Origin of the sequence: Curvibacter sp. PAE-UM, from assembly GCF_001432305.1 — a bacterium.
Lineage (GTDB): Bacteria > Pseudomonadota > Gammaproteobacteria > Burkholderiales > Burkholderiaceae_C > Hylemonella.
Genome location: NZ_KQ483358.1, coordinates 1,946,245 through 1,972,173 on the forward strand (window position 1 = coordinate 1,946,245; position 25,929 = coordinate 1,972,173).

General features: G+C 66.6%; 22 protein-coding genes and 1 pseudogene. 6 read left to right on the forward strand and 17 right to left on the reverse strand.

Going from position 1 to position 25,929, the window contains the following annotated elements:
- Positions 1-46 precede the first annotated feature (46 nt).
- From AO057_RS09465 to AO057_RS09475, 3 genes are all read right to left on the reverse strand, one after another.
- The gene (locus AO057_RS09465; RefSeq protein WP_057675390.1) at positions 47-2,470 is read right to left on the reverse strand and encodes a DNA internalization-related competence protein ComEC/Rec2; all 2,424 of its coding nucleotides are present in this window, start codon (positions 2,468-2,470) and stop codon (positions 47-49) included.
- 601 nt (positions 2,471-3,071) lie between these two features.
- Entirely contained in the window at positions 3,072-4,067 is a 996-nt protein-coding gene (locus AO057_RS09470; RefSeq protein ID WP_057675391.1) for a DUF58 domain-containing protein, read from the reverse strand.
- Positions 4,068-4,081: 14 nt separating this feature from the next.
- Complete coding sequence (locus tag AO057_RS09475) at positions 4,082-5,002, reverse strand: AAA family ATPase (protein ID WP_057675392.1); 921 nt, start codon at positions 5,000-5,002, stop codon at positions 4,082-4,084.
- Between the two features lie 30 nt (positions 5,003-5,032).
- Here AO057_RS09475 and AO057_RS09480 point away from each other — a divergent pair, with 30 nt between their 5' ends.
- Complete coding sequence (locus tag AO057_RS09480) at positions 5,033-5,986, forward strand: histone deacetylase family protein (RefSeq protein WP_057675393.1); 954 nt, start codon at positions 5,033-5,035, stop codon at positions 5,984-5,986.
- A 122-nt stretch (positions 5,987-6,108) separates the two neighbouring features.
- Here AO057_RS09480 and AO057_RS09485 read toward each other — a convergent pair whose 3' ends face one another.
- The gene (locus AO057_RS09485) at positions 6,109-6,594 is read right to left on the reverse strand and encodes a DsrE family protein (protein WP_057675394.1); all 486 of its coding nucleotides are present in this window, start codon (positions 6,592-6,594) and stop codon (positions 6,109-6,111) included.
- An 84-nt stretch (positions 6,595-6,678) separates the two neighbouring features.
- On the opposite strand from AO057_RS09485, the gene AO057_RS09490 reads away from it, so the two are divergent.
- The 5 genes from AO057_RS09490 to AO057_RS09510 all read left to right on the forward strand — a co-directional run bounded on the left by AO057_RS09490 (position 6,679) and on the right by AO057_RS09510 (position 12,671).
- Positions 6,679-7,914, forward strand: coding sequence for a mechanosensitive ion channel family protein (locus tag AO057_RS09490; protein ID WP_057675395.1), 1,236 nt, complete (start codon positions 6,679-6,681; stop codon positions 7,912-7,914).
- Between the two features lie 159 nt (positions 7,915-8,073).
- Complete coding sequence (locus tag AO057_RS09495; protein WP_057675396.1) at positions 8,074-8,823, forward strand: electron transfer flavoprotein subunit beta/FixA family protein; 750 nt, start codon at positions 8,074-8,076, stop codon at positions 8,821-8,823.
- Positions 8,824-9,756 carry an electron transfer flavoprotein subunit alpha/FixB family protein gene (locus tag AO057_RS09500; RefSeq protein WP_057675397.1) on the forward strand — a complete coding sequence of 311 codons (933 nt, stop codon included), beginning with the start codon at positions 8,824-8,826 and terminating at the stop codon, positions 9,754-9,756.
- 66 nt (positions 9,757-9,822) lie between these two features.
- On the forward strand, positions 9,823-11,607 hold the full coding sequence (locus AO057_RS09505) for an acyl-CoA dehydrogenase (RefSeq protein WP_057675398.1): 1,785 nt from the start codon (positions 9,823-9,825) through the stop codon (positions 11,605-11,607).
- Between the two features lie 95 nt (positions 11,608-11,702).
- Complete coding sequence (locus AO057_RS09510) at positions 11,703-12,671, forward strand: NAD(P)H-dependent flavin oxidoreductase (protein ID WP_057675399.1); 969 nt, start codon at positions 11,703-11,705, stop codon at positions 12,669-12,671.
- Positions 12,672-12,675: 4 nt separating this feature from the next.
- On the opposite strand, the gene AO057_RS09515 is transcribed toward AO057_RS09510, so the two are convergent.
- The 13 genes and pseudogenes from AO057_RS09515 to AO057_RS18250 all read right to left on the reverse strand — a co-directional run.
- Positions 12,676-13,632, reverse strand: coding sequence for a sensor domain-containing diguanylate cyclase (locus AO057_RS09515; RefSeq protein WP_168163365.1), 957 nt, complete (start codon positions 13,630-13,632; stop codon positions 12,676-12,678).
- A gap of 107 nt (positions 13,633-13,739) precedes the next feature.
- On the reverse strand, positions 13,740-14,390 hold the full coding sequence (locus AO057_RS09520) for a phosphoethanolamine transferase domain-containing protein (protein ID WP_082605496.1): 651 nt from the start codon (positions 14,388-14,390) through the stop codon (positions 13,740-13,742).
- Between the two features lie 63 nt (positions 14,391-14,453).
- Positions 14,454-15,818 (reverse strand): MBL fold metallo-hydrolase, encoded by a 1,365-nt coding sequence (locus tag AO057_RS09525; RefSeq protein ID WP_057675402.1) that lies wholly within the window; start codon positions 15,816-15,818, stop codon positions 14,454-14,456.
- A 101-nt stretch (positions 15,819-15,919) separates the two neighbouring features.
- Entirely contained in the window at positions 15,920-17,056 is a 1,137-nt protein-coding gene (gene dnaJ / locus AO057_RS09530) for a molecular chaperone DnaJ (protein ID WP_057675403.1), read from the reverse strand.
- Positions 17,057-17,148: 92 nt separating this feature from the next.
- Positions 17,149-19,089 carry a molecular chaperone DnaK gene (gene dnaK, locus AO057_RS09535; protein WP_057675404.1) on the reverse strand — a complete coding sequence of 647 codons (1,941 nt, stop codon included), beginning with the start codon at positions 19,087-19,089 and terminating at the stop codon, positions 17,149-17,151.
- A gap of 71 nt (positions 19,090-19,160) precedes the next feature.
- Positions 19,161-19,685 carry a nucleotide exchange factor GrpE gene (grpE, locus tag AO057_RS09540; RefSeq protein WP_057675405.1) on the reverse strand — a complete coding sequence of 175 codons (525 nt, stop codon included), beginning with the start codon at positions 19,683-19,685 and terminating at the stop codon, positions 19,161-19,163.
- A gap of 98 nt (positions 19,686-19,783) precedes the next feature.
- A complete protein-coding gene (locus AO057_RS09545; RefSeq protein ID WP_057675406.1) occupies positions 19,784-20,143 on the reverse strand; it encodes an FKBP-type peptidyl-prolyl cis-trans isomerase in 360 nt (119 codons plus the stop codon).
- Positions 20,144-20,270: 127 nt separating this feature from the next.
- Positions 20,271-20,582: a winged helix-turn-helix transcriptional regulator gene (locus tag AO057_RS09550; protein WP_057675407.1), complete on the reverse strand. Its 312-nt coding sequence runs from the start codon at positions 20,580-20,582 to the stop codon at positions 20,271-20,273.
- A 199-nt stretch (positions 20,583-20,781) separates the two neighbouring features.
- Positions 20,782-21,243: a MarR family winged helix-turn-helix transcriptional regulator gene (locus AO057_RS09555; RefSeq protein WP_057675408.1), complete on the reverse strand. Its 462-nt coding sequence runs from the start codon at positions 21,241-21,243 to the stop codon at positions 20,782-20,784.
- A 14-nt stretch (positions 21,244-21,257) separates the two neighbouring features.
- Complete coding sequence (locus AO057_RS09560; RefSeq protein ID WP_057675409.1) at positions 21,258-22,952, reverse strand: acyl-CoA dehydrogenase family protein; 1,695 nt, start codon at positions 22,950-22,952, stop codon at positions 21,258-21,260.
- Between the two features lie 9 nt (positions 22,953-22,961).
- Positions 22,962-24,677 (reverse strand): tannase/feruloyl esterase family alpha/beta hydrolase, encoded by a 1,716-nt coding sequence (locus AO057_RS09565; RefSeq protein ID WP_057675410.1) that lies wholly within the window; start codon positions 24,675-24,677, stop codon positions 22,962-22,964.
- A gap of 123 nt (positions 24,678-24,800) precedes the next feature.
- Positions 24,801-25,790: a tripartite tricarboxylate transporter substrate-binding protein gene (locus tag AO057_RS09570; RefSeq protein ID WP_057675411.1), complete on the reverse strand. Its 990-nt coding sequence runs from the start codon at positions 25,788-25,790 to the stop codon at positions 24,801-24,803.
- A gap of 51 nt (positions 25,791-25,841) precedes the next feature.
- Positions 25,842-25,929: pseudogene (locus AO057_RS18250) on the reverse strand (3-hydroxyacyl-CoA dehydrogenase); the annotation flags it as partial.

The window sequence follows — 25,929 nt, forward strand, 5'->3', positions numbered from 1 at the left end:
CACAAAACAGCTGCCGGCCTTGTCCTGTCGCAAGCTCCGGCTCTTTCTAGGGCGTCGCCACTGGGCGGTGCTGCCAATAGCGTGCCTGCGCTTGTCGCTCGCAGCGCGTCTGCCGCGGCTGGGCCGACTGCCAGCTGGCCGCACCGCAGTGGGCCGAGGTCAGCACCTGCACGTCGCGCTCCTCATAGCGCCTCAGAACCTCCGGCGCAGGATGGCCGAAACGGTTGCGGTAGCCTGCCTGTACCAGGGCGGTGTGTGGCGCCACGGCGTCCAGGAAGGCGGCCGTGCTGGAGGTCTTGCTGCCGTGGTGCGGCACCAGCAGCCAGTCGGCGCGCAAGGCTACTTTCTCAAGCACCATCCGGGCCTCCTGTGCCTTCTCGATGTCGCCAGCCAGCAGCACCGTCTGCGCGCCATTGCTGATGCGCAGCACGCAGGACAGGGCATTGCTGCGGCGTGCCTTGCCGTAGTCTTCGGCCGACGGGTGCAGCAGTTCGAAGTGCACGCCATCCCAGTCCCAGGCCTGGCCGGCCATGCAGCGGCTGCTGCGACGCAGGGCCTGCAGCTCGTGGGCGTCTTCCAGGGAACTGAGCAGCTCTGCGTCCGGCTGTGCCGCCAGCACGGCCGCAACGCCCCCGGTGTGGTCGCTGTCGCGGTGGCTCAGCACCAGACGGTCCAGCCGGACATCGAGGGCACGCAGCAGCGGTACCAGCACACGCTGGCCGGCGTCGCTGTCGTTGGCATGGCGCGGCCCGGCGTCGTAGAGCAGGGCGTGTTCGGCGGTGCGCACCAGCACGGCATTGCCCTGGCCGATATCGGCCGCCAGCAGTTCGAACTGGCCAGCCGCAGGACGAGACGATTGCCACAGCAGGACGGGTAGCAGCAAGGGCAGGGCGGCAAAACGCATGGCCCAGGGCAAACGCAGCACCAGCAGCAGACCGCCCAGTACACCGGCGATACCGGCCCACAGCGGCGCCTGTGCCACCGAGAGCGTGGCCAGGGGCCATGCGGCCATGACTTGCAGCACGGCAGCCAGCCACTGCACTGTCTGCGCGGCAACATCCCACAGCGGCGACCAGAGCATGCCCAGCAGCGCCAGCGGCGTCACCACCAGCGTGACCCAGGGGATGGCCGCCAGGTTGGCCAGCAGGCCGACCAGTGAGACCTGGCCGAACAACAGCAAAGTCAGCGGTGCCAGGGCCAGCGTGATCAGCCACTGCTCGCGCAGCAAGTCCACTACCCGCTGTTTCCAGCTTTTCGGCGTGTCCTGTTGCTGGCCCGCGCCTGCGAACAGCACGCTCACCGCCACGAAGCTGAGCCAGAAGCCCGCTTGCAGCAGCGCCCAGGGATCGGCCAGCAGCCAGAGTTGCGGCCAGGGCCAGCGCCGTGCCGACAGGCTCAGCAGGGTCACGGTGGCCAGCATGAGCACGGTGCGTTGTGCCGGCACGCCCCAGCCGCTGAACAGGGCGTAGCCGGCCGCCAGCAGCAGGCCGCCCAGCAGGCCCGCATGCTGGGCCGGATACGCCAGGCACAGGCGCGGCGAGCTGCGCCAGAGCGCGCGCAGCAGCAGCGCGGCCAGCCAGGCGAAGAGCGTGATGTGCAGGCCCGAGATGCTCATGAGATGGGCCACGCCGGTGGCGCGGAAGACGTCCCAGTCGCTGCGCGCGATGGCCTGCTGGTCGCCCGTTACCAGCGCGGCCACGATGCCCATGGCCCTGGCCTGTGCCTCTTCGTCCGGGGTCCCGCTGACAACGGGTACACGTTGCTGGATCGCGTCGCGCACCTGCTGGCGCGCCCACTCCACCGGATGCTGCCAACTCTGCCCCAGCTGTTGCGGCTGCGGGTCGCGCTTGCCGGTGCGCACATACCCCGTGGCCTGCAGGTCCCGCTCCCAGAGCCAGAGCTCGAAGTCGAAACCGTGCGGGTTGCGCGTTCCATGCGGTGCGCGCAGCCGCACGGTGAACAACCAGCGCTCTCCGGCCTGCAAGGGTGGTGCCACTTGCAGGGGTTCCAGCAGCGCACCATCCTCGTTGCGAAAACCGCCGTACCAGCTCAGGTAAAGCCGCGGTGGAACTTGCACGGCCTGTCCGTTCTGCGTCGCGCTTTCCACCGTGAAACGAAAGCGGGTGCTGTTCTCGCCGAACTGGGGCATGGCGCTGATGCGGCCGGTGATGCTGATGTCTTTGCCTTCCAGCGCTGGGTCCAGGGCTTGCTGCTGGAAGAGCGTGGCGCGCAGGCCGGTGCTGGCGTGGGCGAGCAGGGCTGCTGCGATGAAGCTGCCGAGTAGTCTGGCCACCATGTGATGCCATCTGCCGATGGCGAGGACCAGTGCAAACGCGGCGGCGGACAGCAGGCCGTAGTGGGCGGCGGGCCAGAGTTCGCTTTGCTGCAGTTGCAGGGCCAGGCCGGTGATCCAGCCGAGGAGGGCGGGGGTCAGGAGTCTGGCTTGGCTTTGAGCAGGGCTGGTCTGCATGTCTGCATGCTACTGGCTTATTCTTGGTTGCATTGCAATATGCGCGGCATTGCCGGGATGTGCCCCCGGCAGGGCAGTAACTTTCTTTTGCTTCGCCAAAAGAAAGTCACCAAAGAAAAGGCGAGCCGAAGTCAGGGCCGCTACGCGGTTCCTTGCGCTGCTCGCACCGGGCGGGGTCGGGCTAAACTCGCTGCGCTCAAACAACGCCCGCCCTGATCCGCCCGCTGCTGCGCTGCTCAGCCCTGCCACACGGCATGGGGAGCCAAACAGCCGGGAACCAATAACCGAACCCCACAAGGACGCGCCATGGCGCGTCCTTGTTGTTTTGGGGTTTGGTATCCGGTTCCCCTCGCCGTAATGAGGAGGCGAGTAGCGCAGGGCTGAGCGGAAAAAGGGGCGCGCATGTTTGAGCGCAGCGAGTTTGCGCGCACCCCGCTCAGGCCGAGCAACGCAGCGTGCCCGCAGCGCAGCGGAGGGTCGACGAATCCGGCTCGCCTTCTCTTTGCTTACTTTCTCTTGGCGAAGCAAGAGAAAGTGAGTGCGCTGCCGGGCGCACATCCCGGCAATGCCACGCAAGCCAAACAAGACCGGGAAAAGAAAGTCAGTACAAAGCCAGTGCTTCCAGACAACGCCGCTTGTGCATCTCCCCCTGCTCCGGCGGCAACTCCAGCCCAGGCAGACGCAGACCGTAATCCAGTTCCTGCGCCTCCGCCAACAAGACCCAGGCACACAAGCGTGACAGGCGTTGCTCCAGCGACGCGCCCTGGGTTTCGGCCAGGTCGAGCCAGAGCTGGAAGTGCTGCGCCTGCAGGCTGTCGCGGCTGACCAGTTCGTCGGTCTTGGCAGCCTTTTTCCACACGATGCTCTTGAGCGGATCGCCGCGGCGGTAGGGGCGCACGCCGTCGAACTCGCCGCTGGCCACGTGGCGCGCGGCGCTTCCGCCGTGGCTGTGGGCCTGGCCCTCAGGCAGTACGGGGGGCGAGGCTTCGGCCTGGGGGTAGACCAGCACGCTGGCGGCCGGGCGCCACAGGGTCCAGACGCGGAAGATGCCCAGGGGGAAACGGGTTTCGGCGGTCAGCATGGGGATCTCGTGCCGGCCACGCGACAGGCCGGGCCACACCAGCTCGGTATCGGTGCTGCCCAGCCCCGGCACGTCGCACCAGACCCAGGGGGCCTGCGGGTCCTCGCCATAAACGCGCAGGCCGATGCCGTAGCGCGGTGCGCTGCGGGCGTTGTTCAGGCTGATGCGCAGTTTGCTGGGTGCGTCGGCGTGGTGGGCCTCGACCGGGTGTAGCACCAGGGTGAGGCCGCGCAGCGTGCCATGCGAAATGTAGGTGCTGACGACGGCGCTACCGCCCAGCAGGAAGGTCAGCAGGTAACCCAGGTTGAGCTGGTAGTTGATGGAGGCCACCAGCAGCACCAGCAGGGTGCCGGCCAGCATGAAACCGGCGCGCGTGGGCAGGATGTAGACGTTGCGCTGCGTCAGCGTGAGCGTGTCGCTGCGGGGCAGGCGGGCCTGCCACCAGCGCTGCCAGCGCGCCCGCACATGGGCCAGCGGCCGCAGCACGGGGTTGGGCAGGGGCTGCGCGTGCTCCATCGGGTCAGGCGATGTCAAGGAAGCGGCACGGCTTCCAGCATGGCGCGCACCTGCTCCAGCGGGCCGCGGCCGGCCTGGGCCACGGGCACCAGGCGGTGCGCCGTGGTCTGCGGCAGGATGGCCTGCAGGTCATCGGGGGCCACGTAGTCGCGCCCGCTCAGCAGGGCCTGGGCTTTGGCGGCGCGCAGCACGGCCAGGCCGGCGCGGGGCGAGAGGCCCTGCACGAACCAGCGGCCGTTGCGGGTGGCGGCGATCAGGTCCTGCAGGTAGTCCAGCAGGGGTGGGGCGGCATGCACGGCCTGCACCTGCTCCTGCAGGGCCTTGAGCTCCTGCGAACTCAGCAGGCCGGGCAGGCGGTCCACCATCTCGCGCCGGTCGCTGCCGGCCAGCAAGGCGCGCTCGGAAGCGCGGTCCGGGTAACCCAGCGAGATGCGCATGAGGAAGCGGTCCAGCTGGGACTCGGGCAGGGGGTGCGTGCCCAGCTGTTCCTGCGGGTTCTGCGTGGCGATGACAAAGAAGGGAGAGGGCAGGGGGCGCGTCTCGCCCTCGATGCTGACCTGCTTCTCCTCCATGGCTTCGAGCAGCGCGCTCTGCGCCTTGGGGCTGGCGCGGTTGATCTCGTCGGCCAGCAGCACCTGCGCGAAGATGGGGCCGGGGTGGAAGACGAAGGCGCTCTGGTTGCGGTCGTAGACCGAGACGCCCGAGAGGTCGCTGGGCATCAGGTCGGCGGTGAACTGCACGCGCGAGAACTGCAGGCCGAAACTGCGCGCCAGCGCGTGGGCCAGGGTGGTCTTGCCCACGCCGGGTGCGTCCTCGATCAGCAGATGGCCACCGGCCAGCAGGCAGGCCACGCCGTCCTGCACCTGGGCTGATTTCCCCACGATCACCGTGTTAAGCTGATCGAGCAATATTTTGAGCTTGGCTTGTGCATCCATGGCTCGACATTAACCGAATTCAGGTGAGACATGAGCAAGACGGGTTACTTCACCCACCGTGATTGCCGCAAGCATGAGATGGGGCCGGGGCACCCCGAATGTCCCGAGCGGCTCGACGCCATCGAGGACCGCCTGCTGGTTTCGGGTCTGGACCTTGCGCTGACCCGCCTGGAGGCGCCGCTGGCCTCGGTCGAGGAGATGGAGCTGGCGCACGGTCGCATGCACCTCGCGGCGCTGCGCGGCCTGAGTGCCTCCTTGCAAGAGGAGGTGGAGGCAGGGGGGCCGAGTTACGCCCACGTCGATCCGGACACCGCCATGAATGTGCATTCCTGGAACGCCATCCTGCGCGGCGCCGGGGCCGCGATGGCGGCGACCGATGCGGTGATGGCTGGCGAGCTGGAGAACGCCTTCTGCGCCATCCGCCCGCCCGGCCACCACGCCTGCCGCGACAAGGCCATGGGCTTCTGCTTTGTCAACAACGTGGCGCTGGCGGCCAAGTACGCCGTGGAGCGCCATGGCCTCAAGCGCGTGGCGATTGCCGACTTCGACGTGCACCACGGCAACGGCACCGAGGACATAGTGGCCGATGACGAGCGTATCCTGATGGTGAGCATCTACCAGCATCCCTTCTATCCGCACGGTGGCGCACGGCCGGACACCGACACCATGGTCAATGTGCCGGTGCCGGCCTACACCAAGGGCATGGCGGTGCGCGAACTGATCGAGGTGCTGTGGATGCCGCGACTTGAAGCCTTCAAGCCCGAGATGATCTTCATCAGCGCCGGCTTCGATGCGCACCGCGAGGACGACCTGGGCCAACTGGGTCTGGTGGAAGCGGACTACGCCTGGATCACGGAGCGCCTCAAGGGCGTGGCGCGTCGTTTCAGCAAGGGACGCATCGTCTCCTGCCTGGAGGGTGGCTACAACCTGAGCGCGCTGGGGCGCAGTGTGGAAGCGCATCTGCGCGCGCTGGCGGACGTTTAGCTCACCCCCAGGCTCCGCTCCCTACGTTCGCTTCGCCACCCCCTTGCAGGGGGCAACGCCAGTGGCTAAGGCTTTGCCGGTTCCACGGCGTTTCGCGACCAAGTCACTACACGCGTTGCCGGTCACCACGCGATATAGGCGTAACCCTTTTCCTGCAACTCCATGATGGCCGCGGCGCCGACTTCCTCGACCCGGGCGAAGTCGAGCATGTCCGCCTTTTCCCAGCCCAGGGTGTGCATGGTATTGCCGCAGGCGATGAACTCGATGCCGTAGGACTCGCTCATGCCGCGCACACGCTGCTGCAGGGTCTTGGGCACCGGACGTTTGGGTTTCTTCGCGAGCAGGTGGATGCCCGGACCCCAGGCCACCACGACGATGCTGACGTCGTCCACGTATTTCTTCAGCATGGCGCCAATCGAGTTGAGGATGGCTTCCTGGTACTCGGGCTCATGGCGGTTGATCTGGTAGACGACTTTGTGCGGCGGACCCTCGCTACCGGCCTGGGGTTTGGCGCTGGCGGCCTGGACCGGGAGGGCGGCGCCGGCCGTGGCGGCCACGGCGACGGCGCCAAGCAGCTGGCGGCGTGCAAGGGGTGCTGGATGGGACATGTTCGTTGGTTCTCCGTGCGATGAAGCATAGATTAGCCCATGCCGCAGCGAGTTCCCGGCGCAATTCGGTGAAAATCCCTCACCATGACCGAACTCCAAAATCTCCTGCACGATCTGGGCGGCGCGCGTGTCTGGGTCGAGGTGCTGGTGCTGCTGGCCTGCCTGGCCCTGGCCTATGGCGTGGCGCGCTATGCGCGGCGTGGACATTCGGCCGATTCGGTCTGGTTCGGCCGCCATGTGTTCGACGGCCTGCTGTTTCCCGTGCTGGCCCTGGTGCTGATCTATGCCGCGCGTCATGGTGTGGCCCAGGTCCAGCCGGTGGCCGTGCTCAAGGTGGCCCTGCCCATCTTCACCTCGCTGGCCGCCATCCGGCTTTTCGTGCGTGTGCTGGGCGCCTCTTTCCCCCAGTCGTCTGCGGTCAAGCTGATCGAAAGCCTGGTGTCCTGGCTGGCCTGGGGCGCAGCGGTGCTCTGGATCACGGGCCTGCTGCCGGCCGTGCTGGACGAACTCGATGCCATCCATTTCGCCTTCGGCAAGTCGCGCATCAGTGTGCGTACCCTGCTCGATGGCGTCCTCTCCTCGGGCGTGATGCTGGTGGTGGTGCTGTGGATCTCGGCCACCATCGAAAGGCGCATCCTGCGCGAGAACGTGGGTGACCTGTCCATGCGCAAGGTGGCGGCGAACGCCATCCGAGCCGCCCTGTTGCTGCTGGGGCTGCTCTTTGTGCTCTCGGCCGTGGGGGTGGACCTGACCGCCCTTTCGGTGCTGGGCGGTGCGCTCGGTGTAGGCCTGGGTTTCGGCTTGCAGAAGCTGGCGGCCAACTACGTCAGCGGTTTTGTCATCCTGCTGGAGCGTTCCCTGCGCATCGGTGATGTGGTGCGGGTCGACAACTTCGAAGGCGTGGTCACCGACATCAAGACGCGTTACACCCTGATCCGCGCGCTCAATGGCCGCGAGTCGGTGGTGCCCAATGAACTGATCATCACCCAGCGCGTCGAAAACCTGTCCACGGCCGATCCCAAGGTGCAGCTGTCGATCAATGTGGCGGTGGGCTACGACAGCGATGTCGAGCGCGTACGCCAGAGCCTGTGTGCGGCGGGTGCCGCCAGTGCGCGTGTCCTGAAGGACCCGGCGCCGGCCGCCTACCTGGCGAATTTCGGTCCCGACGGTCTGGAGTTCTCCCTGTCGGTCTGGATCACCGATCCCGAGAACGGGCAGCTGGCCCTGCGCTCGGAGATCAACCTGGCGATCCTGCAGGGCCTGCGCGAGGCCGGCATCGAGATTCCGTATCCCCAGCGCGTCGTTCACATGAAAGCCTGAAGGGCGCGGCATTTCTCCGCGTATAATCAAAAAAAGCACGACCGTTCGTTTTTGTGTCGCGCAAGTGCCGGCTCCCCGTAGCAGGTGCGCCTAAAATCCTCTGATTGACGTGCACGTCAATCACAACAACCGAATTTGCAACTAGCAGGAGTGCCTCCCATGAAAGTCCTGGTACCCGTCAAGCGCGTGGTGGACTACAACGTCAAAGTCCGCGTCAAGTCGGACAACACCGGTGTGGATATCGCCAACGTCAAGATGAGCATGAACCCCTTCGACGAGATCGCCGTCGAAGAGGCCGTGCGCCTGAAGGAGAAGGGCGTGGTGACCGAGGTCATCGCCGTCTCCTGCGGCGTGGCCCAGTGCCAGGAAACCCTGCGCACCGCCATGGCCATCGGCGCCGACCGCGCCATCCTGGTCGAGACGGCTGAAGAACTGCAGCCCCTGGCCGTGGCCAAGCTGCTCAAGGCCCTGGTCGACAAGGAGCAACCCGGCCTGATCATCCTGGGCAAGCAGGCCATCGACGACGACTGCAACCAGACCGGCCAGATGCTGGCTGCGCTGGCCGACCTGCCGCAAGCCACCTTCGCTTCCAAGGTCGAAGTTGCTGATGGCAAGGCCAAGGTCACGCGTGAAGTCGACGGCGGCCTGGAGACGCTCTCCATCAGCCTGCCGGCTGTCATCACGACCGATCTGCGCCTCAATGAGCCGCGTTACGTGACGCTGCCCAACATCATGAAGGCCAAGAAAAAGCAGCTCGACACCTTCAAGCCGGAAGACCTGGGCGTGAGCGTCGCGCCGCGCATCAAGACCCTCAAGGTCAGCGAACCCCCGAAGCGCAGCGCCGGTATCAAGGTGCCCGACGTCGCCACCCTGGTCGCAAAACTCAAGAACGAAGCGAAGGTGATCTAAATGACCGCACTTGTTATTGCCGAACACGACAACGCGTCCATCAAGGGCGCCACCCTCAACACCGTGACCGCGGCCAAGGCCTGCGGTGGCGACGTCCACGTGCTGGTGGCAGGTCACAACGCTGCTGCTGCTGCTGCTGCCGCCGCGCAGATTGCCGGCGTGAGCAAGGTGATCCATGCCGACGGTGCCCAGCTGGCGCATGGCCTGGCCGAGAACGTGGCCGCCCAGGTGCTGGCCATCGCGGGCAACTACAGCCACATCCTTTTCGCGGCCACGGCCGGCGGCAAGAACGTGGCCCCGCGTGTGGCTGCCAAGCTGGACGTGGGCCAGATCTCCGACATCATCAAGGTCGAAAGCCCCGACACCTTCGAGCGTCCGATCTACGCCGGCAACGCCATCGCCACCGTGCAGAGCACCGACGCCAAGAAGGTCATCACCGTGCGCACCACGGGCTTTGACCCGGCTGCGGCCACGGGTGGCAGTGCCGCCATCGAGACCGCCGCCGCTGCCGCCGACAGCGGCAAGAGCAGCTTCGTCGGTTCCGAGATTGCCAAGAACGACCGCCCCGAACTCACCGCGGCCAAAATCATTGTCTCCGGCGGCCGCGCGCTGGGTTCGAGCGAGAAGTTCAACGAGGTCATGACCCCGCTGGCCGACAAGCTGGGTGCCGCCATCGGTGCCAGCCGTGCCGCCGTGGACGCGGGTTACGCGCCGAACGACCTGCAGGTCGGTCAGACCGGCAAGATCGTGGCGCCGCAGCTCTACATCGCCTGCGGCATCAGCGGTGCCATCCAGCACCTGGCCGGCATGAAGGACAGCAAGGTCATCGTGGCCATCAACAAGGACCCCGAGGCGCCGATCTTCAGCGTGGCCGACTACGGCCTGGAGGCGGACCTGTTCACGGCCGTCCCCGAGCTGGTCAAGGCGCTCTGATCCGCCACAAGGCACCGCGCTCGCGGTGCCTTTTTTTCATCGTTTCAAATTCGCTGGAGTCCCGCCATGAGCTATGTCGCGCCCCTGAAGGACATGCTGTTCAACATCAAGCACCTGGCGCAGATCGACGAGATCGCGCGCCTGCCCGGTTTTGAGGATGCCGGCTACGACACGGCCCAGGCCGTGCTGGAGGAGGCGGCCAAGTTCAATGAGCAGGTGGTCGCGCCGCTGAACTGGGATGGCGACAAGAACCCCTCGAGCTGGAAAGACGGCGTGGTCACCACCACCCCGGGTTTCAAGGAAGCTTTCCGCCAGTTCGGCGAAGGCGGCTGGCAGGGCCTGCAGCACCCGGCCGACTTCGGCGGCCAGGGCCTGCCCAAGACCATCGGTGCGGCCTGCATCGAGATGGTGAACAGCGCCAACCTGAGTTTTGCCCTGTGCCCCCTGCTGACCGACGGCGCCATCGAGGCCCTGCTGACCGCGGGCAGCGATGAACTCAAGGCCACCTATCTGGAAAAGCTGGTGAGCGGCGAGTGGACCGGCACCATGAACCTGACCGAGCCGCAGGCTGGCAGTGATCTGGCCCTGGTGCGCAGCCGCGCCGAGCCGCAGCCCGACGGCAGCTACAAGGTCTTCGGCACCAAGATCTTCATCACCTACGGCGAGCACGACATGGCGGGCAACATCGTGCACCTGGTGCTGGCGCGTGTGACCGGTGCACCCGAAGGCATCAAGGGCATCAGCCTGTTTGTCGTGCCCAAGTTCATGGTGAACAAGGATGGAACGCTCGGCGCGCGCAACGACGTGCATTGCGTGAGCATCGAGCACAAGCTGGGCATCAAGGCCAGCCCGACGGCAGTTCTCCAATATGGAGATCACGGCGGTGCCGTGGGCTACCTCGTGGGCCAGGAGAATCGCGGCCTGGAATACATGTTCATCATGATGAACGCCGCGCGTTATGCGGTGGGCATGCAGGGCATTGCCGTGGCCGAGCGCGCCTACCAGCAGGCCGTGGGCTACGCACGTGACCGTGTGCAGAGCCGCCCGGTCGATGGCTCGCTCAAGACCAGCGCACCCATCATCCACCACCCCGACGTGCGTCGTATGCTCATGACCATGCGCGCCTACATCGAGGGTTGCCGCTCCATGGCTTCCGTGGCTGCTGCGGCCTACGACGCCGCGCACCACCACCCGGATGCCGAGGTTCGCAAGGAGAACCAGGCCTTCTACGAATTCATGGTGCCCCTGGTCAAGGGCTACAGCACCGAGATGAGCCTGGAAGTCACCAGCCTGGGCGTGCAGGTGCACGGCGGCATGGGTTTCATCGAGGAAACCGGCGCGGCCCAGCACTACCGCGATGCCAAGATCCTGACCATCTACGAAGGCACCACCGCCATCCAGGCCAATGACCTCGTGGGCCGCAAGACCCTGCGCGACGGTGGCCAGACCGCCAAGGCGATCGCCAGGCAAATTGAAACTACGGAAGCCGAGCTCAAGAAGAACGGCAGTCCCGATGCGCTGGCCGTGGCCAAGCGCCTGACGGCGGCCCGACTGGCTTTCATCGATGTGGTCGAGTTCATGGCGACCCAGAAGGACCCCAACGCCGTGTACGCCGGTAGCGTGCCCTACCTGATGCTGGCGGGCAACCTGATGGCGGGCTGGCAGTTGGCGCGCGCCCTGCTGGTGGCGCAGGCCGAACTGGCCCGGGGCGAGGATGCGGCTTTCATGCAGTCCAAGATCACGGTGGCACGCTTTTATGCCGATCACCTCCTGAGCAAGGCCCCGGGCGTACGCGACAGCATCGTGGAAGGCGCTGGCAGCGTGACGGCGCTGGCGCTCGAAGCCTTCTGATTTTGCTATTGAATTGATAGCTATCCGGCTGTCGCTCGATTGACATCGACGGCAGCCGTTTTTCTTGAGAATGTCAGCATTCCCCTGGAGACACGATGTCCAAGCTCCCCGCCACCCTGCAGAACCTGCCCCTGCCCATCATCGGTTCGCCGCTGTTCATCATCAGCAACCCCAAGCTGGTGATTGCCCAGTGCATTGCGGGCGTGATCGGTTCCATGCCCGCGCTCAACGCACGCCCCGCGGCACAGCTTGACGAATGGCTGGCCGAGATCACCGAAGCCCTGGCCGCGCACAACAAGGCGCATCCGGACCGTCCGGCCGCACCCTTTGCCATCAACCAGATCGTGCACAAGTCCAACGACCGGCTCGAGCACGACATGGCCCTGTGCGTGAAGTACAAGGTGCCGGTCATCATCACCTCGCTGGGCGCGCGTGAAGAGATCAACCAGGCCGCGCACAGCTACGGCGGCGTGGTGCTGCACGACATCATCAACAACAAGTTCGCGCACAAGGCCATCGAGAAGGGCGCTGACGGCCTGATCGCTGTGGCGGCCGGTGCCGGCGGCCACGCGGGCGTGAAGAGCCCCTTCGCCCTGGTGCAGGAAATCCGCCAGTGGTTCGACGGCCCGGTGGCGCTCAGCGGGTCGATTGCCACCGGGGCTTCCGTGCTGGCGGCGCAGGCCATGGGCGCAGACTTCGCCTACATGGGCACGGCCTTCATTGCCACCCATGAGGCGCGCGCGGTCGAGGCCTACAAGCAGGCCATCGTCGAAGGCAATTCGGACGACATCGTCTACAGCAACCTGTTCACCGGAGTGCACGGCAACTACCTGGCGCCCAGCATCCGTGCCGCGGGCCTGGACCCGGACAAGCTGCCAGAGAGCGACCCCAGCACGATGAACTTCGGCGGCGACGCCAAGAAGGCCTGGAAGGACATCTGGGGTTCAGGCCAGGGCATCGGCGCCATCACCCAGGTGCAGGGGGCTGGTGAGTTCATCGAGCAGCTGCGCCGCGAGTACCGCGCTGCACGCGAGCATCTGCTGGTGGTTTCGGCCGGCGTCTGAGCTCTCAGGCGCAGGCTTCGACGCGGTCGCGCCCGGCCTGCTTGGCCTTGTACATGGCTTCGTCGGCGCGGCGCAGGCAGTCCTCGATGGACTGGTCTTGGGCCTTGAGCTGGGTGACCCCGGCGCTGAAGCGCAGGTGCAGCATCAACCCGGCCACCGGGCTGGCCTCCTCGGCGATCGTCACGCGCAGGCGCTCCGCCATCAGCGCGGCACCGGCCAGGCCGGTGCTGGGCATGAGGATGGCGAACTCCTCGCCGCCGATGCGCGCCAGCAGATCGCTTTCGCGCAGCAGGGCCGTTATCTTCCCGCTCAGCAGTTTGAGCACCTCGTCCCCGGTGGCGTGGCCGAACTGGTCGTTGATGTGCTTGAAATGGTCCACGTCGATCAGGGCGATGGACAGCGGTGTCTGATAACGGCGGCTGCGCATGAACTCCTGCTCGGCGCGTTCGAAGAAATAGCGCCGGTTGGCCGTGCCAGTCAGCGGGTCGTGCCGGGCCAGCTGGATCAGTGCCGCCTCGTGGTTTTTCTGGATCGTGATGTCGCGGAAGAACCAGACGCGTCCGAGGTACTCGTCGTGCTCTCCGCGCAGCACGGTGGAATGACGCTCCAGCGTGCGAGCGTCCTTGAGCTCGATCTCGCAGTGGTCGTCGAGCTGCGGGTTGTCGTAGAGCTCGCGCACCCGTTCCAGGAAGGCCGCGGGGTTCTGGACCCGGGCCACCACTTCGGCGAGCAGGGGCGCGTCCGATTCCCCGATGGCCGTGCCGTCGGCTTTCATGTGCAACTGGCTGGGAACGATGTGCCAGAGCTGGAGGAACTGGCGGTTGTGTGCCACCACCATGCCCTGGGCATCGACCACGAGGATGCCGTCGGGTGAGGTGTCGTAGATGGCCTTGATCAGTCGCGACTGGAAGTCGGATGATGGGCCATTCCCGGACATCTTGTTTCTTGTGCTGGAATCCAAGCTTGCCTCCTGTGCGCCCGGTGTTACCACCGGAGGTATGGCGCGCGGGCCATCATAGCGAATGCACGAAAGCTGGCAACGGCGGCGGCCGCGCGCAGGCGCAGACTTCAGTGACGCAGGCTCAGCAGCGTGTTGAAGGGGCTGAGCAGTTCGAGCCAGCGCGGCTGGTCCTGCAGCAAGGGCAGCAACGCCGATTTGCCCAGGAACCAGACCAACCCCAGCAGGCAGACGAAGAGCAGGAGCAACAGCATGTTTTGCGGCAAACGGCTGGCCAGGGCGACGCGACGCAGGCTGAGCTGCCCCATCCACACCGAGGGCACCCCCGCCAGCAGGCCGAATGCCAGCAGGGGCTGCCACAAGGGCAGGGCACGCAGCTGGGCCCATACGGCCTGTACCTTGTCGGGCTGCAGGTTGGCGCTCAGGTAGCCGTGGCCGGCCCATAGCAGGAGCGAGTTGAGGGCGACCAGCCACAGCAGCAGGGTGATGACGGCTTTCAACAGCCAGGGCCAGTTCAGCAGGCTGAGCAGGGCACCGAGCGCGGCGGTCGTCAGCAGACCGAAGCACAGGCCGATCCACAGCAGTGAACCGCCGTCCATGGGCAGGCGCACGAGCTCACGCCAGAGGGGAAGATTGCCGGTGAGGGCCAGCCAGAGACTGGCCCAGAGCAGGAGCTGCGCCGGATGCCGCGCCTCGCGCTGGTCGGCGGGCGACAGCATCGATTGCGCGAATTCGGTGACGTGGAAGAGTCTCAGGCTCATGGCGGGCCATTCTGACCGATTGGGGCCGGGTCGCGTAACAGGGAGTAACCCTGCGTGCAGACCTCAGGCCGGCCAGGTGGCGCCATGCTCGGGCGCCAGGGCGCGCCAGCCCAGGCCGTGTTCGATCCGCTGGCGCAGCGCATCCGAGGCGCCGCTCTCGCCATGCACGATATAGACCTGCGACGGGGCGGAGGGCAGGGTGCCCAGCCAGGCCATGAGTTGCGGCGCGTCGGCATGCGCCGAGGCCGATTGCAGCTGCACGACTTCGGCGCCCACGCTGACATCCTTGCCGTGGATGCGCACCGAGGGCGCACCAGAGGCCAGCGTGGCGCCGCGCGTGCCGGGCGACTGGAAGCCGGTCAGCACGATCATGTTGCGGTGGTCCCCGGCGTAGAGTGCCAGATGGTGCAGCACACGTCCGCCGGTGGCCATGCCGCTGGCAGCCAGGATGACCATGGGGCCATGGCGACGCGCCAGGGCCTTGGATTCGTCGGGGGTGTTGACCATGGTGGCACAGTGCGTCATGGCCTTGACCGCCCTGGCATCGAGCCGGTGCTCGTCGGGGAAGTGCTCGAACAGATGGGTGGTGTGGATGGCCATGGGGCTGTCCAGGAAGACCGGCAGCCTGGACGGGATTTCGCCGCGCGCCTTGAGCACGGCGATGGCGTGCAGGATTTCCTGCGCGCGCCCGACGGCGAAGACCGGGATCACCGCCACCCCGCCGCGCCCGGCCAGCCGGTGCAGGGCCGGGCCGAGTTCGGCCAGCACGTCCTCTTTCGGGTGGGTGCGGTCGCCGTAGGTCGATTCGATCACCACCGTGTCGGCCGCCGGAGCGCGGTCGGGCGGGTTCATGAGGAAGTCGTCGGTGCGGCCCAGGTCGCCCGAGAACAGGATGCGCCGCCCTGCCACTTCCAGCAGCAGGCTGGCCGCGCCCAGGATGTGGCCGGCGCGGAAGAAGGTGGCGCGCCAGCCCTTGACGGGTTCGAAACTGTGGCTGAAGTCATGTTGCTTGATCAGCTTGAGGCAGGCCAGCGCATCCTTGCGCGTGTACAGCGGCAGGGCCGGTGCGTGCTTGGAAAAACCGTGACGGTTGGCAAAGGCCGCATCTTCCTCCTGGATATGGCCGCTGTCGGGCAGCAGCACCGCGCACAGTTCGCGTGTGCCGCGGGTGGCGTGCACGTGGCCGCCGTAGCCCTCGCGCGCCAGCAGCGGCAGGTAGCCGCTGTGGTCCAGATGCGCGTGCGTGAGGATGACGGCATGGATCTGGCTGGGGGCGACGGGCAGCGGATTCCAGTTGCGCAGACGCAGCTGCTTGTAGCCTTGGAACAGGCCGCAGTCCACCAGCAGGGTTTCGGCGCCATGGCGCACCAGGTATTTGGAGCCGGTGACCGTACTGGCTCCGCCGAGGAAGGTGATGGAGACGCTCATGGCCGCATGTTAGTCCTGCGCCGTTCAGCTTCATCCGATCCAGATCAAAAAAAGTCGCGAGGGCTTGTGCCGTCGCGACTCTGGGGTCGTGGCCGTTGGCGTCAGCTGAAGAAGCTCTTGAGCCGGTCGGCCCAGCTGCCTTCACCCGGCGAGTGCTTGGCGCCACCCTTCTGCAGGGACTCGCCCAGTTCGCGCAGCAGCTTGCGCTGGTGCTCGGTGAGTTTGACCGGGGTTTCCACCGTGATGTGGCAATACAGGTCGCCGGGGTAGCTGGCGCGCACGCCCTTGATGCCCTTGCCGCGCAGGCGGAACTGCTTGCCGGTCTGCGTGCCCTCGGGGATGTCGATGGCGGCCTTGCCCTGCAGCGTCGGCACATCGATCTCGCCGCCCAGCGCCGCCGTGACGAAGCTGATGGGCACGGCGCAATGCAGGTCATCGCCGTCGCGCTCGAAGATGTCGTGCTTGCGCAGGCGGATCTCGATGTAGAGGTCACCCGGCGGTCCGCCGTTCATGCCCGGCTCGCCGTTGCCGGTGCTGCGGATGCGCATGCCATCGTCGATGCCGGCGGGGATCTTCACTTCCAGCGTCTTCTGGCGCTTGATGCGGCCCTGACCCTGGCAGCTGGTGCAGGGCTCGGGGATGATCTTGCCCGTGCCCTGGCAGTGCGGGCAGGTCTGCTGCACGCTGAAGAAGCCCTGGCGCATCTGCACCGAACCCGAGCCGTGGCAGGTGCTGCAGGGCTTGACCTGGGTACCGGGTTTGGCGCCCGTGCCGCGGCAGGTGTCGCAGTTGTCCCAGCTGGGGATGCGGATCTGCGCGTCCTTGCCGCGGGCCGCTTCCTCCAGCGTGATCTCCATGGCGTAGCTCAGGTCGCTGCCGCGGTAGACCTGGCGGCCGCCGGCCCCGCGCCCGCGCTGCTGGCCGAACATGTCGCCGAAGATGTCGCCGAAGGCTTCGGCAAAGCCACCGCCAAAACCTTCGCCGGCACCGCCACGCATATTGGGGTCGACGCCGGCGTGGCCGTACTGGTCGTAGGCCGCGCGCTTCTGCGCGTCCGACAGCATCTCGTAGGCCTCCTTGGCCTCCTTGAATTTTTCCTCGGCCACCTTGGCGCTGTCACCCTGGTTGCGGTCCGGGTGGTGCTTCATCGCCAGCTTGCGATACGCCTTCTTGATGTCCTCGTCGGAGGCATTCTTGGGCAAGCCGAGGATTTCGTAAAAGTCTCTTTTGGTGGCCATATTCGTTAAGTTCTAGAGCAGGAACGCCGCGTTGACCTTACCGGGGGCAAGTGTCGAACGCGGCGAGTTGAGGCGGCGCGAGGCGCCCAACGTCAACCTTTCTTGACTTCCTTGACTTCCGCGTCCACCACATTGTCGTCGGCCGGACGGCTGGCCTGTGGCTGCTCGGCACCCGGGGCGGCACCGCCACCGGCGGCGCCTGCCGCGGCCTGCTGCTCGGCGTAGAGCTTCTCGCCCAGCTTCTGGCTGGCCAGCATCAGGGCCTCGGTCTTGGCCTCGATGGCGGCCTTGTCCTCGCCCTTGATGGCTTCTTCCAGGTCCTTGGCGGCGGCTTCGATCTTCTCCTTCTCGCCGGCATCGAGCTTGTCGCCGTGCTCGGTCATGCTCTTGCGCACGCCGTGCACGGTGGCATCGGCCTGGTTGCGGGCCTGCACCAGCTCAAGGCGCTTCTTGTCGTCGGCGGCGTTGAGCTCGGCGTCCTTCACCATCTTCTGGATTTCCTCCTCGGACAGACCCGAGTTGGCCTTGATGGTGATCTTGTTTTCCTTGCCCGTGGCCTTGTCCTTGGCGCCCACGTGCAGGATGCCGTTGGCGTCGATGTCGAAGCTCACCTCGATCTGCGGCAGGCCGCGCGGTGCCGGTGCAATGCCTTCCAGGTTGAATTCGCCCAGCGACTTGTTGCCGCTGGCCATCTCGCGTTCGCCCTGGTAGACCTTGATGGTCACGGCCGGCTGGTTGTCGTCGGCGGTGGAGAAGGTCTGTGCGAACTTGGTCGGGATGGTCGTGTTCTTGGCGATCATCTTGGTCATCACGCCGCCCAGGGTCTCGATGCCCAGGGACAGGGGGGTGACGTCCAGCAGCAGCACGTCCTTGCGGTCACCCGAGAGCACCTGGCCCTGGATGGCGGCGCCCACGGCCACGGCCTCGTCGGGGTTCACATCCTTGCGCGGCTCCTTGCCGAAGAACTCCTTGACCTTGTCCTGCACCTTGGGCATGCGGGTCATGCCGCCGACCAGGATCACGTCCTGGATGTCGCCGACCGACACGCCAGCATCCTTGATGGCGGTGCGGCAGGGGGCGATGGTGCGCTCGATCAGTTCCTCCACCAGGCTTTCCAGCTTGGCACGGGTGAGCTTGACGCTCAGGTGCTTCGGACCGGTAGCGTCCGCAGTGATGTAGGGCAGGTTGACGTCGGTCTGCGAGTTGCTGGAGAGCTCGATCTTGGCCTTCTCGGCGGCTTCCTTGAGGCGTTGCAGGGCCAGCACGTCCTTGCTCAGGTCCACACCCTGGTCCTTCTTGAACTCGGAGATGATGAAGTCGATGATGCGCTGGTCGAAGTCTTCGCCGCCCAGGAAGGTGTCGCCGTTGGTCGACAGCACTTCGAACTGTTTCTCGCCGTCGACGTCGGCGATCTCGATGATCGACACGTCGAAGGTGCCGCCGCCCAGGTCGTACACGGCGATCTTGCGGTCACCGGCACCGTGCTTGTCCAGGCCGAAGGCCAGGGCCGCGGCGGTGGGCTCGTTGATGATGCGCTTGACTTCCAGGCCGGCAATACGGCCGGCGTCCTTGGTGGCCTGGCGCTGGGCGTCGTTGAAGTAGGCCGGCACCGTGATCACGGCTTCGGTCACGGGCTCGCCCAGGTAGTCCTCGGCGGTCTTCTTCATCTTGCGCAGGATGTCGGCGCTGACCTGCTGGGCCGAGATCTTCTTGCCGCGCACTTCCACCCAGGCGTCGCCGTTGTCGGCGGCCACGATGCTGTAGGGCATCAGGTCGATGTCCTTCTGCACTTCCTTCTCGGTGAACTTGCGGCCGATCAGGCGCTTGATGGCGTACAGCGTGTTCCTGGGGTTGGTGACCGCCTGGCGCTTGGCCGAGGCGCCGACCAGCACTTCGCCGTCTTCCTGGTAGGCGACGATGGACGGGGTGGTGCGCGTACCTTCTGCGTTCTCGATCACCTTCGTGGTGTTGCCTTCCATGATGGAAACGCAGCTGTTGGTGGTGCCGAGGTCGATGCCGATGATTTTGCCCATGTCTTACTCCTGAGATTCGTAAAAATTCTGTTGCGCTGTACTTGTGGATAAGCTGGCCGGTTTCAAGGGCCTTATTTGGGCGCGGCCACGGTCACCAGGGCGGGGCGTAGCACGCGCTCGGCAATGGTGTAGCCCTTTTGCAGAACGCTGACCACGGTGTTGGCTTCCTGGTCGGCCGGCACCACGCTGATGGCCTGGTGCTGGTGCGGATCGAATTTGGTGCCGGCGGCCGGGTTGATGGCGATGACCTTGTTGCGCTCCAGCGCGGCGGTCAACTGGCGCAGGGTGGCCTGGGCGCCTTCGCGGATCTGCTCGGGGGTGGCGTCCTTGATGGTCAGGCCGGCTTCCAGGCTGTCGGTCACCGGTAGCAGGCTTTCGGCAAAACTCTCCACCGCGAACTTGCGGGCCTTGGTGATTTCTTCCTCGGCGCGGCGGCGGGCATTTTCGGCCTCGGCCTTGGCGCGCAGGAACTGGTCGGCCAGCTCAGTGCTTTTGGCCTTGAGTTCGGCCAGTTCGGCCTGGACCTGGGTCAAGGGATCAGCGGCGCCGCTTTCGGGGGCCTGATCGGGCGTGGGAGTGGCTTGCGGGTCGGTCATTTTTCGGAGGGAATGGGGATCAGCCGCCGACTTGGGGACGGAATCCACCATTTCAAGGGGGACAACAGGAACCGGCCGCAGGGCGGCCGGTGGGAGGATCAGCCGGCCAGGGCCAGCAGTTCGACTTCGAATTTCAGGGTGGCGTTGGGCGGGATCACGCCGCCGGCGCCGCGGGCACCGTAGCCCAGGGCCGCCGGGATGATCAGCACACGCGTGCCGCCGATCTTCATGCCGGCCACGCCCTCGTCCCAGCCGCGGATCACCATGCCGCCACCCAGCGAAAACTCGAAGGGGTCGTTGCGGTCCTTGCTGGAATCGAACTTGGCGCCTTGCACGCCATTGTTGTAGAGCCAGCCGGTGTAGTGAACGGTCACATTCTGGCCGCGGGTGGCCTCGGCACCCGTGCCGGGGATGGTGTCTTCGTACTGCAGTCCGGAGGGGGTGGTGGTGATGGCCATGGCGCGGTCCTTCTCGCTATTTATTTGATAGCTGACGGTGCCGGTTTGAAGCCCGCACGCCAGCCGGCGAAGGGCGAATTATGCCAGTTGGGAGCGATCCGGCGGCGCAGCTGCCGGCGCTTGGGGCTCAGCGCGCCTTGCGCGCCTGGCTGGCCAGCCATTTGCTGGCAAAGGCGGGCAACTCACCCATGCGGCGGGTCAGTTCGGCGCCGCTGGTGGTGAGCAGGTAGCCGTCGCTGCCGTGGTTGAGCAGGCCGGCCTCGCGCAGTTCCTTGATGCGGGTGTTCAGGGTGTTGGGGGTGATGCCGCCCACGCTGTCCTGCAACAACCGGAAGGTCTGGGCGTGGCCGTCGCGCAGTGCCCACAGCACACGCATGGCGTAGCGCGACTCCAGCAGAGCCAGCAGCTGACCAATGGCGGCGTTTTCCTTGTAGCTCATTCCACAGCACTCCTTGAAGCACCTGGTTCATGGCCCGGTGCACCCTCCCTGTGCCTGTCGCAGCCGGCAGACCGGCAAGCAGACGAGGCGAAGGCGGACTATATCGCAGATTCCGGACTGCTACAAGATTAATAGCTAATGGGTTTTCCCGTAGGCACGGATGCGACCGGTCGAGGGCCGTGCAGCGTGAAAAATTGCATCAAATATAGATTTTTCTCAACAGCTGCATGAGCATTTTCCGCTCGGCGACGGTCAGCCGGGCGGTGGTGGCTTCCTCCAGTTCGGACGCCGTCACCTCGGCCTGCTTCACCATCTTCTTGCCCGCGGCCGTCAGGTGCAGGCCCATGGCGCGGCCGTCGTGCGGGTGGGGGCGGCGCGTGATGAGCTCGCGTCTTTGCAGCTGGTTGATCATGCCCACCAGGTTGGGTGGCTGGATGTTGAGGGTCGTGCAGAGCTGGCGTGAGGTGATGCCCGGGTTGTGCGCGATGAGCGACAGCACGGAGAAGTCGACCGGGCGCAGGCCATAGACCGCCATATTGCGCAGGAAGGCATCGACGATGACCAGGGTGGCGCGGCGGGCGTTGTAGCCGACCAGGCTTTCCAGGTAGCTGGTATCGACCTGTTCGATGGCGGTGTCGGGGCTGGGTTTGCGAGTGGCCATGGTGGGGTGTTGGTTCAGGCGGCCGCCGGTGCGGGGGCGGCGGTTTCGGTGTCGGCCAGCTGCTGTTCGATGATCTGCAGATGCATGGTGAAGGCCGGCAGCACCCAGGTCTGCAGGGCGCGCGCCGGGGCCAACCAGTGCGGCTGGCTGCTTGTGATGCGCGCACCGGCCCAGCCCAGCAAGGCCAGGGCCAAAGCCTGCAGGAAGTCGTCTGCGACCCAGTAGGCCAGGTCGGCGCGGTAGGTCGCGGCCTGGGCCAGGCGCACGGCCAGCCGGCGCAAGGCGTCGAAACGCTGTTGCACCTCCAGGGGCAAGGGGTCCTCGGTGGCCAATTGATCGAACAGCGCGCCCAGCGCGCCGCCGCCGTCGGGCAGCACCTTGCGCAGCAGCAGGTCGATGGCCTGGATCTCGTTGGTGCCCTCGTAGATCATGGTCACGCGCGCATCGCGCACGATCTGCTCGATGCCCCATTCACGCACATAACCGTGGCCGCCGAAGACCTGCAGGCAGGCGCTGGCGCCATGGAAACCCTGGGCCGTCCAGGCGGCCTTGAGTACCGGTGTCACCAGGCTGCACCAGCGCTGTGCGGACTCGCGCCGCGCTGCGTCGGCATGGTGCTTGGCCATATCCAGTTCGATGGCCGTGCGATAGGCCAGCAGCCGGCCGCCATCGATCCAGGCGCGCTGTGTCGTGAGGATGCGCTGGATCGCCGGGTGGTCCTCGATGAGGCTGGTCTGCGTGGCGCCAGGCGCGCGCATCTGGCGGCGCTCCTGCGCATAAGCGCTGGCTTTTTGCCACGCGGCTTCCAGCAGGCCGATGCCCTGCAGGCCCACGTGCAGGCGGGCCGCGTTCATCATGACGAACATGGCATTCAGGCCGCGGTGCGGTTCGCCCACGAGCCAGCCCGTCGCGTCCTCGAAACGCATCACGCAGGTCGGGCTGCCGTGCAGGCCCATCTTCTCCTCGATGCGTTCGCAGAACACACCGTTGCGCCTGCCGTCGGGCAGGATCTTGGGTGCGAGGAAGAGCGAGAGGCCCTTGGGGCCGGGCGCTGCATCGGGCAGGCGTGCCAGCACCAGGTGCACGATGTTGTCGGTGAGGTCGTGCTCACCACCCGAGATGAAGATCTTGCTGCCGGAAACAAGGTAGCTGCCATCGGTCTGCGGCACGGCTTTCGTGCGCACCAGGCCCAGGTCGCTGCCGGCCTGCGGCTCGGTCAGGCACATGGTGGCCAGCCACTCGCCGGTGGCGATCTTTTCCAGATAGCGCGCTTTCAGCGCATCGCTGCCGTGGTGCCTGATGCATTCGTAGGCGCCGTGCAGCAGGCCGGGCGCCATGGTCCAGCCATGGTTGGCCGCGCTCAGCATCTCGTAGAGCACGGCCTCCAGCACGGCGGGCAGGCCCTGGCCGCCGTCCTCGGGCGCGCAGGCCAGCGCGGGCCAGCCGCCCTGCCAGAAGGCCTGGTAGGCGGCGCGAAAGCCCGGCGGCATGGTGACGCGGCCGGCCTCGAAGCGCGCACCGGTTTCGTCGCCCACGCCTTGCAGCGGGGCGATCTCGCTGGTTACGAACTTGCCGGCCTCTTCCAGCACCTGGCGCATCAGTGCATCGTCGACTTCGGCATACGGTGGCAGGGCCTGCAGCTGTGAGGGCGCATCGAGCACGCCCATCAGCAGCTGCTGGATGTCGTCGAGTCGGGGCTGGTAATCCATGGGCTGAACCTATTGGCAAATGAAACTGCCGGCGTCTTCCAGCGAACCCTGGCCCTGGTAGCGGGCTACGGCCGGGTAGGCGCACAGGGGGCGGCTGCGCGTGGCAGACCAGTCTGCCGGCAGTTCTGCATTCACGCCGCCGGCATTGCCCGCGCCGCGCGCCACAGCCTTCACGGCCTGGGGCGGCACACCCTGTTCCACCCACTGCACCAGCGGGCCCAGCAGGTCGAACTGGTCGGTGGCCGGGCCGCCGCTGCAATGGTTCATGCCGGGCACGGGGAAGTAGCGGGCGAAGTCCTCGGTCGAGCCGCCCAGCGCCTTGCCCAGGGTTTCGATCCAGCGCCGGGTGTCTTCGGCCGAGAAGACCGCGTCACTCACGCCGTGGTAGAGCAGTATCCTGGCGCCGCGCGCGCGCAGCGGAGCCAGGTTGACGGGCTGTTCATGGCCGGGCGGTGTCATGAGCGACAGGCCCGATTCCTTGTAGTTGTCATCGGTGGCGTTTAACAGTGCCAGGCGTGCGCCCAGGTCTTCCTTGAGCACCTCGACCCGGCCCGGCGGCACGCTGAACACCGTGCCCACGGCCAGCGGGTCCAGCGCCAGCGAGTTCACGAACTTCCAGGTGCCCCAGTTGGCGCCGACCAGGCCGCTGTCATAGGGGAAGGGGGCATACAGCGGCTGGCCACTGCTGCTGCGGGCGCCGCTGAAGAGCGTGCCCAGCACCTGCTTCTGCGCAGTGCTCAGGCATTGTCCGGTGCGCTCGGCGCTGCAGGTGGGCACATCGGTCTGCAGATTGAAGCGGGCCTGGCAGGCTTGCACGTCCTGCACCAAGCCGTCGCGCGCGCCGTCCAGGGCGTCGCACTGGGCCAGGATGGCCTGGGCCACGGTCTGGCGCTCCTGCGGCGTGAAGGCGCTGCTCAGGTCGGGGATGCGCCCCTGCGGAGCCAGGGGGTGTGGCGCGGTAGCGCCCGGCGTGGCCAGGGTGCTGAACTGTTGGGCGCCCCAGAGCTGGGCCAGTGCAGCATGGGGCAGGCGGTAGCCAGGTGCGCCGATCAGGTAGCCGTCGTACTGCTCGCCCAGGCGCGCAGCCGCCACCATGGCGTGGCGCCCGCCGTTGGAACAGCCGCCGATGTAGGAGCGGTCCGGTCCCCGGCCATAGGCCGTGCGTATCAGCTCCTTGGCCATGGGCGTGAGCTTGGCCACGGCCTGGTAGCCGTAGTCCAGCCGGGCCTGGGGTTCCAGGCCGAAGACCGTGGTCTGCGCGCCGGTGTGGCCGGCGTCGGAGCTGATGACGGCAAAGCCCTGAAACAGCGCGCCGGTCAGCGGCCCGCCGCCCAGCGCACCGAGCGCGGGCTGCACATTGCCGTCCAGCCCGCCGTTGCCCTGGTAATAGAAGCGGCCGTTCCAGGCCTGCGGCAAGCGCATCTCGAAGCCGATCGCGTAGTCGCGCCCGTCGCTGCCCTTGCGCTTGTGCATGCTGCCCTTGACCAGGCAGTGGGCCGGCATGGCTTGCGCGCCCTGCTTGAGCGCGCCCTCTGCAACGGCCGTCACCGCATCGATCTGCGTCTGCTCATGACGGAAGCCGGCCAACAGTCCTTCGCAGGTCTGCAGCGTGGCAGCGCGGCTGGCGCCCAGCACCGGCGGCGTGGCGGGCGGGCTCGTGCTGCAGGAGGCCAGCAGCAAGGCGGCCGGCACGAGCAGCAGGAGGGGACGGGAGCGATGCTTCATGGGACAACTCCAGAAGTTCAGGGTTCAAGGCCGCAGGCAGCCCGTTCCGCCGGCGGGCGGGAGAAGCTTGTTGCCGCGGACGCAGCAGCGGGAAACCGGGCCGCGCGCGCGGCCCGGTCCTCATCAGGACTCGGACGTGAAGCCGATCTGCTTGACCAGCGGTCCCCAGCGCTCGTATTCGGCCTTCTGGTCCGCGGCCATCGCCTGCGGCGTGCTGGGAGAGGCGACGAGACCGACGAGCGCCAGCGCATCGACCACCGACTTGTCCCTCAGTGCCTGCGTGATGGCGGCATTGGCCGCAGCGATGGTGGCCGCCGGCGTCTTGGCAGGCGCATAGAAGCCGAACCACTCTTCCGAGGTGATGTCGGGGTAGCCGAGTTCCGTGAAGGTCGGGACATCCGGCAGGTAAGGCGAGCGCTTGCGGCCCGAGGTGGCCAGCACGCGTACGCGGCCGGTCTTCATGTGCTGCAGGTAGTCGCCGCTCGGGTTCATCGCGGCGGCGATCTGGCCGCCGACCAGGTCGGTGATGCTGGGCACCGTACCGCGGTAGGGCACGTGCTTGAGCTCCACGCCGGCGCGCATGCCCAGCAGTGCACCCAGCAGGTGGGGCATGGAGCCGGCGCCCGGCGAGCCGTAGTTGGCTTGCGTGGGATTGGCCTTGGCCCAGGCGAGGAAGTCCTTCAGTGTCTTGACTTCTGCCGGCACGGCCGGCCCGACGGCCAGGCCGTGGAACATGATGGCGCCGATCGACACCGGTGTCACGTCCTCCGGCTTGTAGGCCAGCTTGGGATAGATGAAGGGGTACACGGACAGGGCCGACACCGGCGCCAGGGCCAGGACCGAGCCGTCGGCGGGCGAGTTCTTCAGGGTCTCGACGGCGATGCGGCCACCTGCGCCCGGCTTGTTTTCGACAAAGCCGGGAAGCTTGCTGTAGGGCGTGCCGCCAATCTTTTCGGCGACGCGACGCGCCACGCTGTCACCCGCGCTGCCGGCGGGGAAGCCGTAGAAGATCTTGACCTGGTCCAGCGCCTGCGCGAAGGCGGCGTAGGGCGCGAGGGCGCCGAGGGCGGCAGCACCGGCGGTGGCTTGAACGAAGAGTCGACGTTGCATCATGGTTTGTCTCCTGTGCATGGTTGGTGGTGGGAACGGGAACAAAAGCTGTTTTCAGCGCGGCGCCATGCGCAGCGCGCCATCGAGGCGGATCACCTCGCCATTGAGGTGGCCGTTGGTCACGATGTGGCAGGGCCGCCGG

Bases quoted from the DNA above. Each gene is read 5' to 3' on its own strand.
- AO057_RS09465 (WP_057675390.1), bottom strand. From the start codon at position 2,470: ATGCAGACCAGCCCTGCTCAAAGCCAAGCCAGACTCCTGACCCCCGCC.
- AO057_RS09470 (WP_057675391.1), bottom strand. From the start codon at position 4,067: ATGGAGCACGCGCAGCCCCTGCCCAACCCCGTGCTGCGGCCGCTGGCC.
- AO057_RS09475 (WP_057675392.1), bottom strand. From the start codon at position 5,002: ATGGATGCACAAGCCAAGCTCAAAATATTGCTCGATCAGCTTAACACG.
- AO057_RS09480 (WP_057675393.1), top strand. From the start codon at position 5,033: ATGAGCAAGACGGGTTACTTCACCCACCGTGATTGCCGCAAGCATGAG.
- AO057_RS09485 (WP_057675394.1), bottom strand. From the start codon at position 6,594: ATGTCCCATCCAGCACCCCTTGCACGCCGCCAGCTGCTTGGCGCCGTC.
- AO057_RS09490 (WP_057675395.1), top strand. From the start codon at position 6,679: ATGACCGAACTCCAAAATCTCCTGCACGATCTGGGCGGCGCGCGTGTC.
- AO057_RS09495 (WP_057675396.1), top strand. From the start codon at position 8,074: ATGAAAGTCCTGGTACCCGTCAAGCGCGTGGTGGACTACAACGTCAAA.
- AO057_RS09500 (WP_057675397.1), top strand. From the start codon at position 8,824: ATGACCGCACTTGTTATTGCCGAACACGACAACGCGTCCATCAAGGGC.
- AO057_RS09505 (WP_057675398.1), top strand. From the start codon at position 9,823: ATGAGCTATGTCGCGCCCCTGAAGGACATGCTGTTCAACATCAAGCAC.
- AO057_RS09510 (WP_057675399.1), top strand. From the start codon at position 11,703: ATGTCCAAGCTCCCCGCCACCCTGCAGAACCTGCCCCTGCCCATCATC.
- AO057_RS09520 (WP_082605496.1), bottom strand. From the start codon at position 14,390: ATGAGCCTGAGACTCTTCCACGTCACCGAATTCGCGCAATCGATGCTG.
- AO057_RS09525 (WP_057675402.1), bottom strand. From the start codon at position 15,818: ATGAGCGTCTCCATCACCTTCCTCGGCGGAGCCAGTACGGTCACCGGC.
- dnaJ (WP_057675403.1), bottom strand. From the start codon at position 17,056: ATGGCCACCAAAAGAGACTTTTACGAAATCCTCGGCTTGCCCAAGAAT.
- dnaK (WP_057675404.1), bottom strand. From the start codon at position 19,089: ATGGGCAAAATCATCGGCATCGACCTCGGCACCACCAACAGCTGCGTT.
- grpE (WP_057675405.1), bottom strand. From the start codon at position 19,685: ATGACCGACCCGCAAGCCACTCCCACGCCCGATCAGGCCCCCGAAAGC.
- AO057_RS09545 (WP_057675406.1), bottom strand. From the start codon at position 20,143: ATGGCCATCACCACCACCCCCTCCGGACTGCAGTACGAAGACACCATC.
- AO057_RS09550 (WP_057675407.1), bottom strand. From the start codon at position 20,582: ATGAGCTACAAGGAAAACGCCGCCATTGGTCAGCTGCTGGCTCTGCTG.
- AO057_RS09555 (WP_057675408.1), bottom strand. From the start codon at position 21,243: ATGGCCACTCGCAAACCCAGCCCCGACACCGCCATCGAACAGGTCGAT.
- AO057_RS09560 (WP_057675409.1), bottom strand. From the start codon at position 22,952: ATGGATTACCAGCCCCGACTCGACGACATCCAGCAGCTGCTGATGGGC.
- AO057_RS09565 (WP_057675410.1), bottom strand. From the start codon at position 24,677: ATGAAGCATCGCTCCCGTCCCCTCCTGCTGCTCGTGCCGGCCGCCTTG.
- AO057_RS09570 (WP_057675411.1), bottom strand. From the start codon at position 25,790: ATGATGCAACGTCGACTCTTCGTTCAAGCCACCGCCGGTGCTGCCGCC.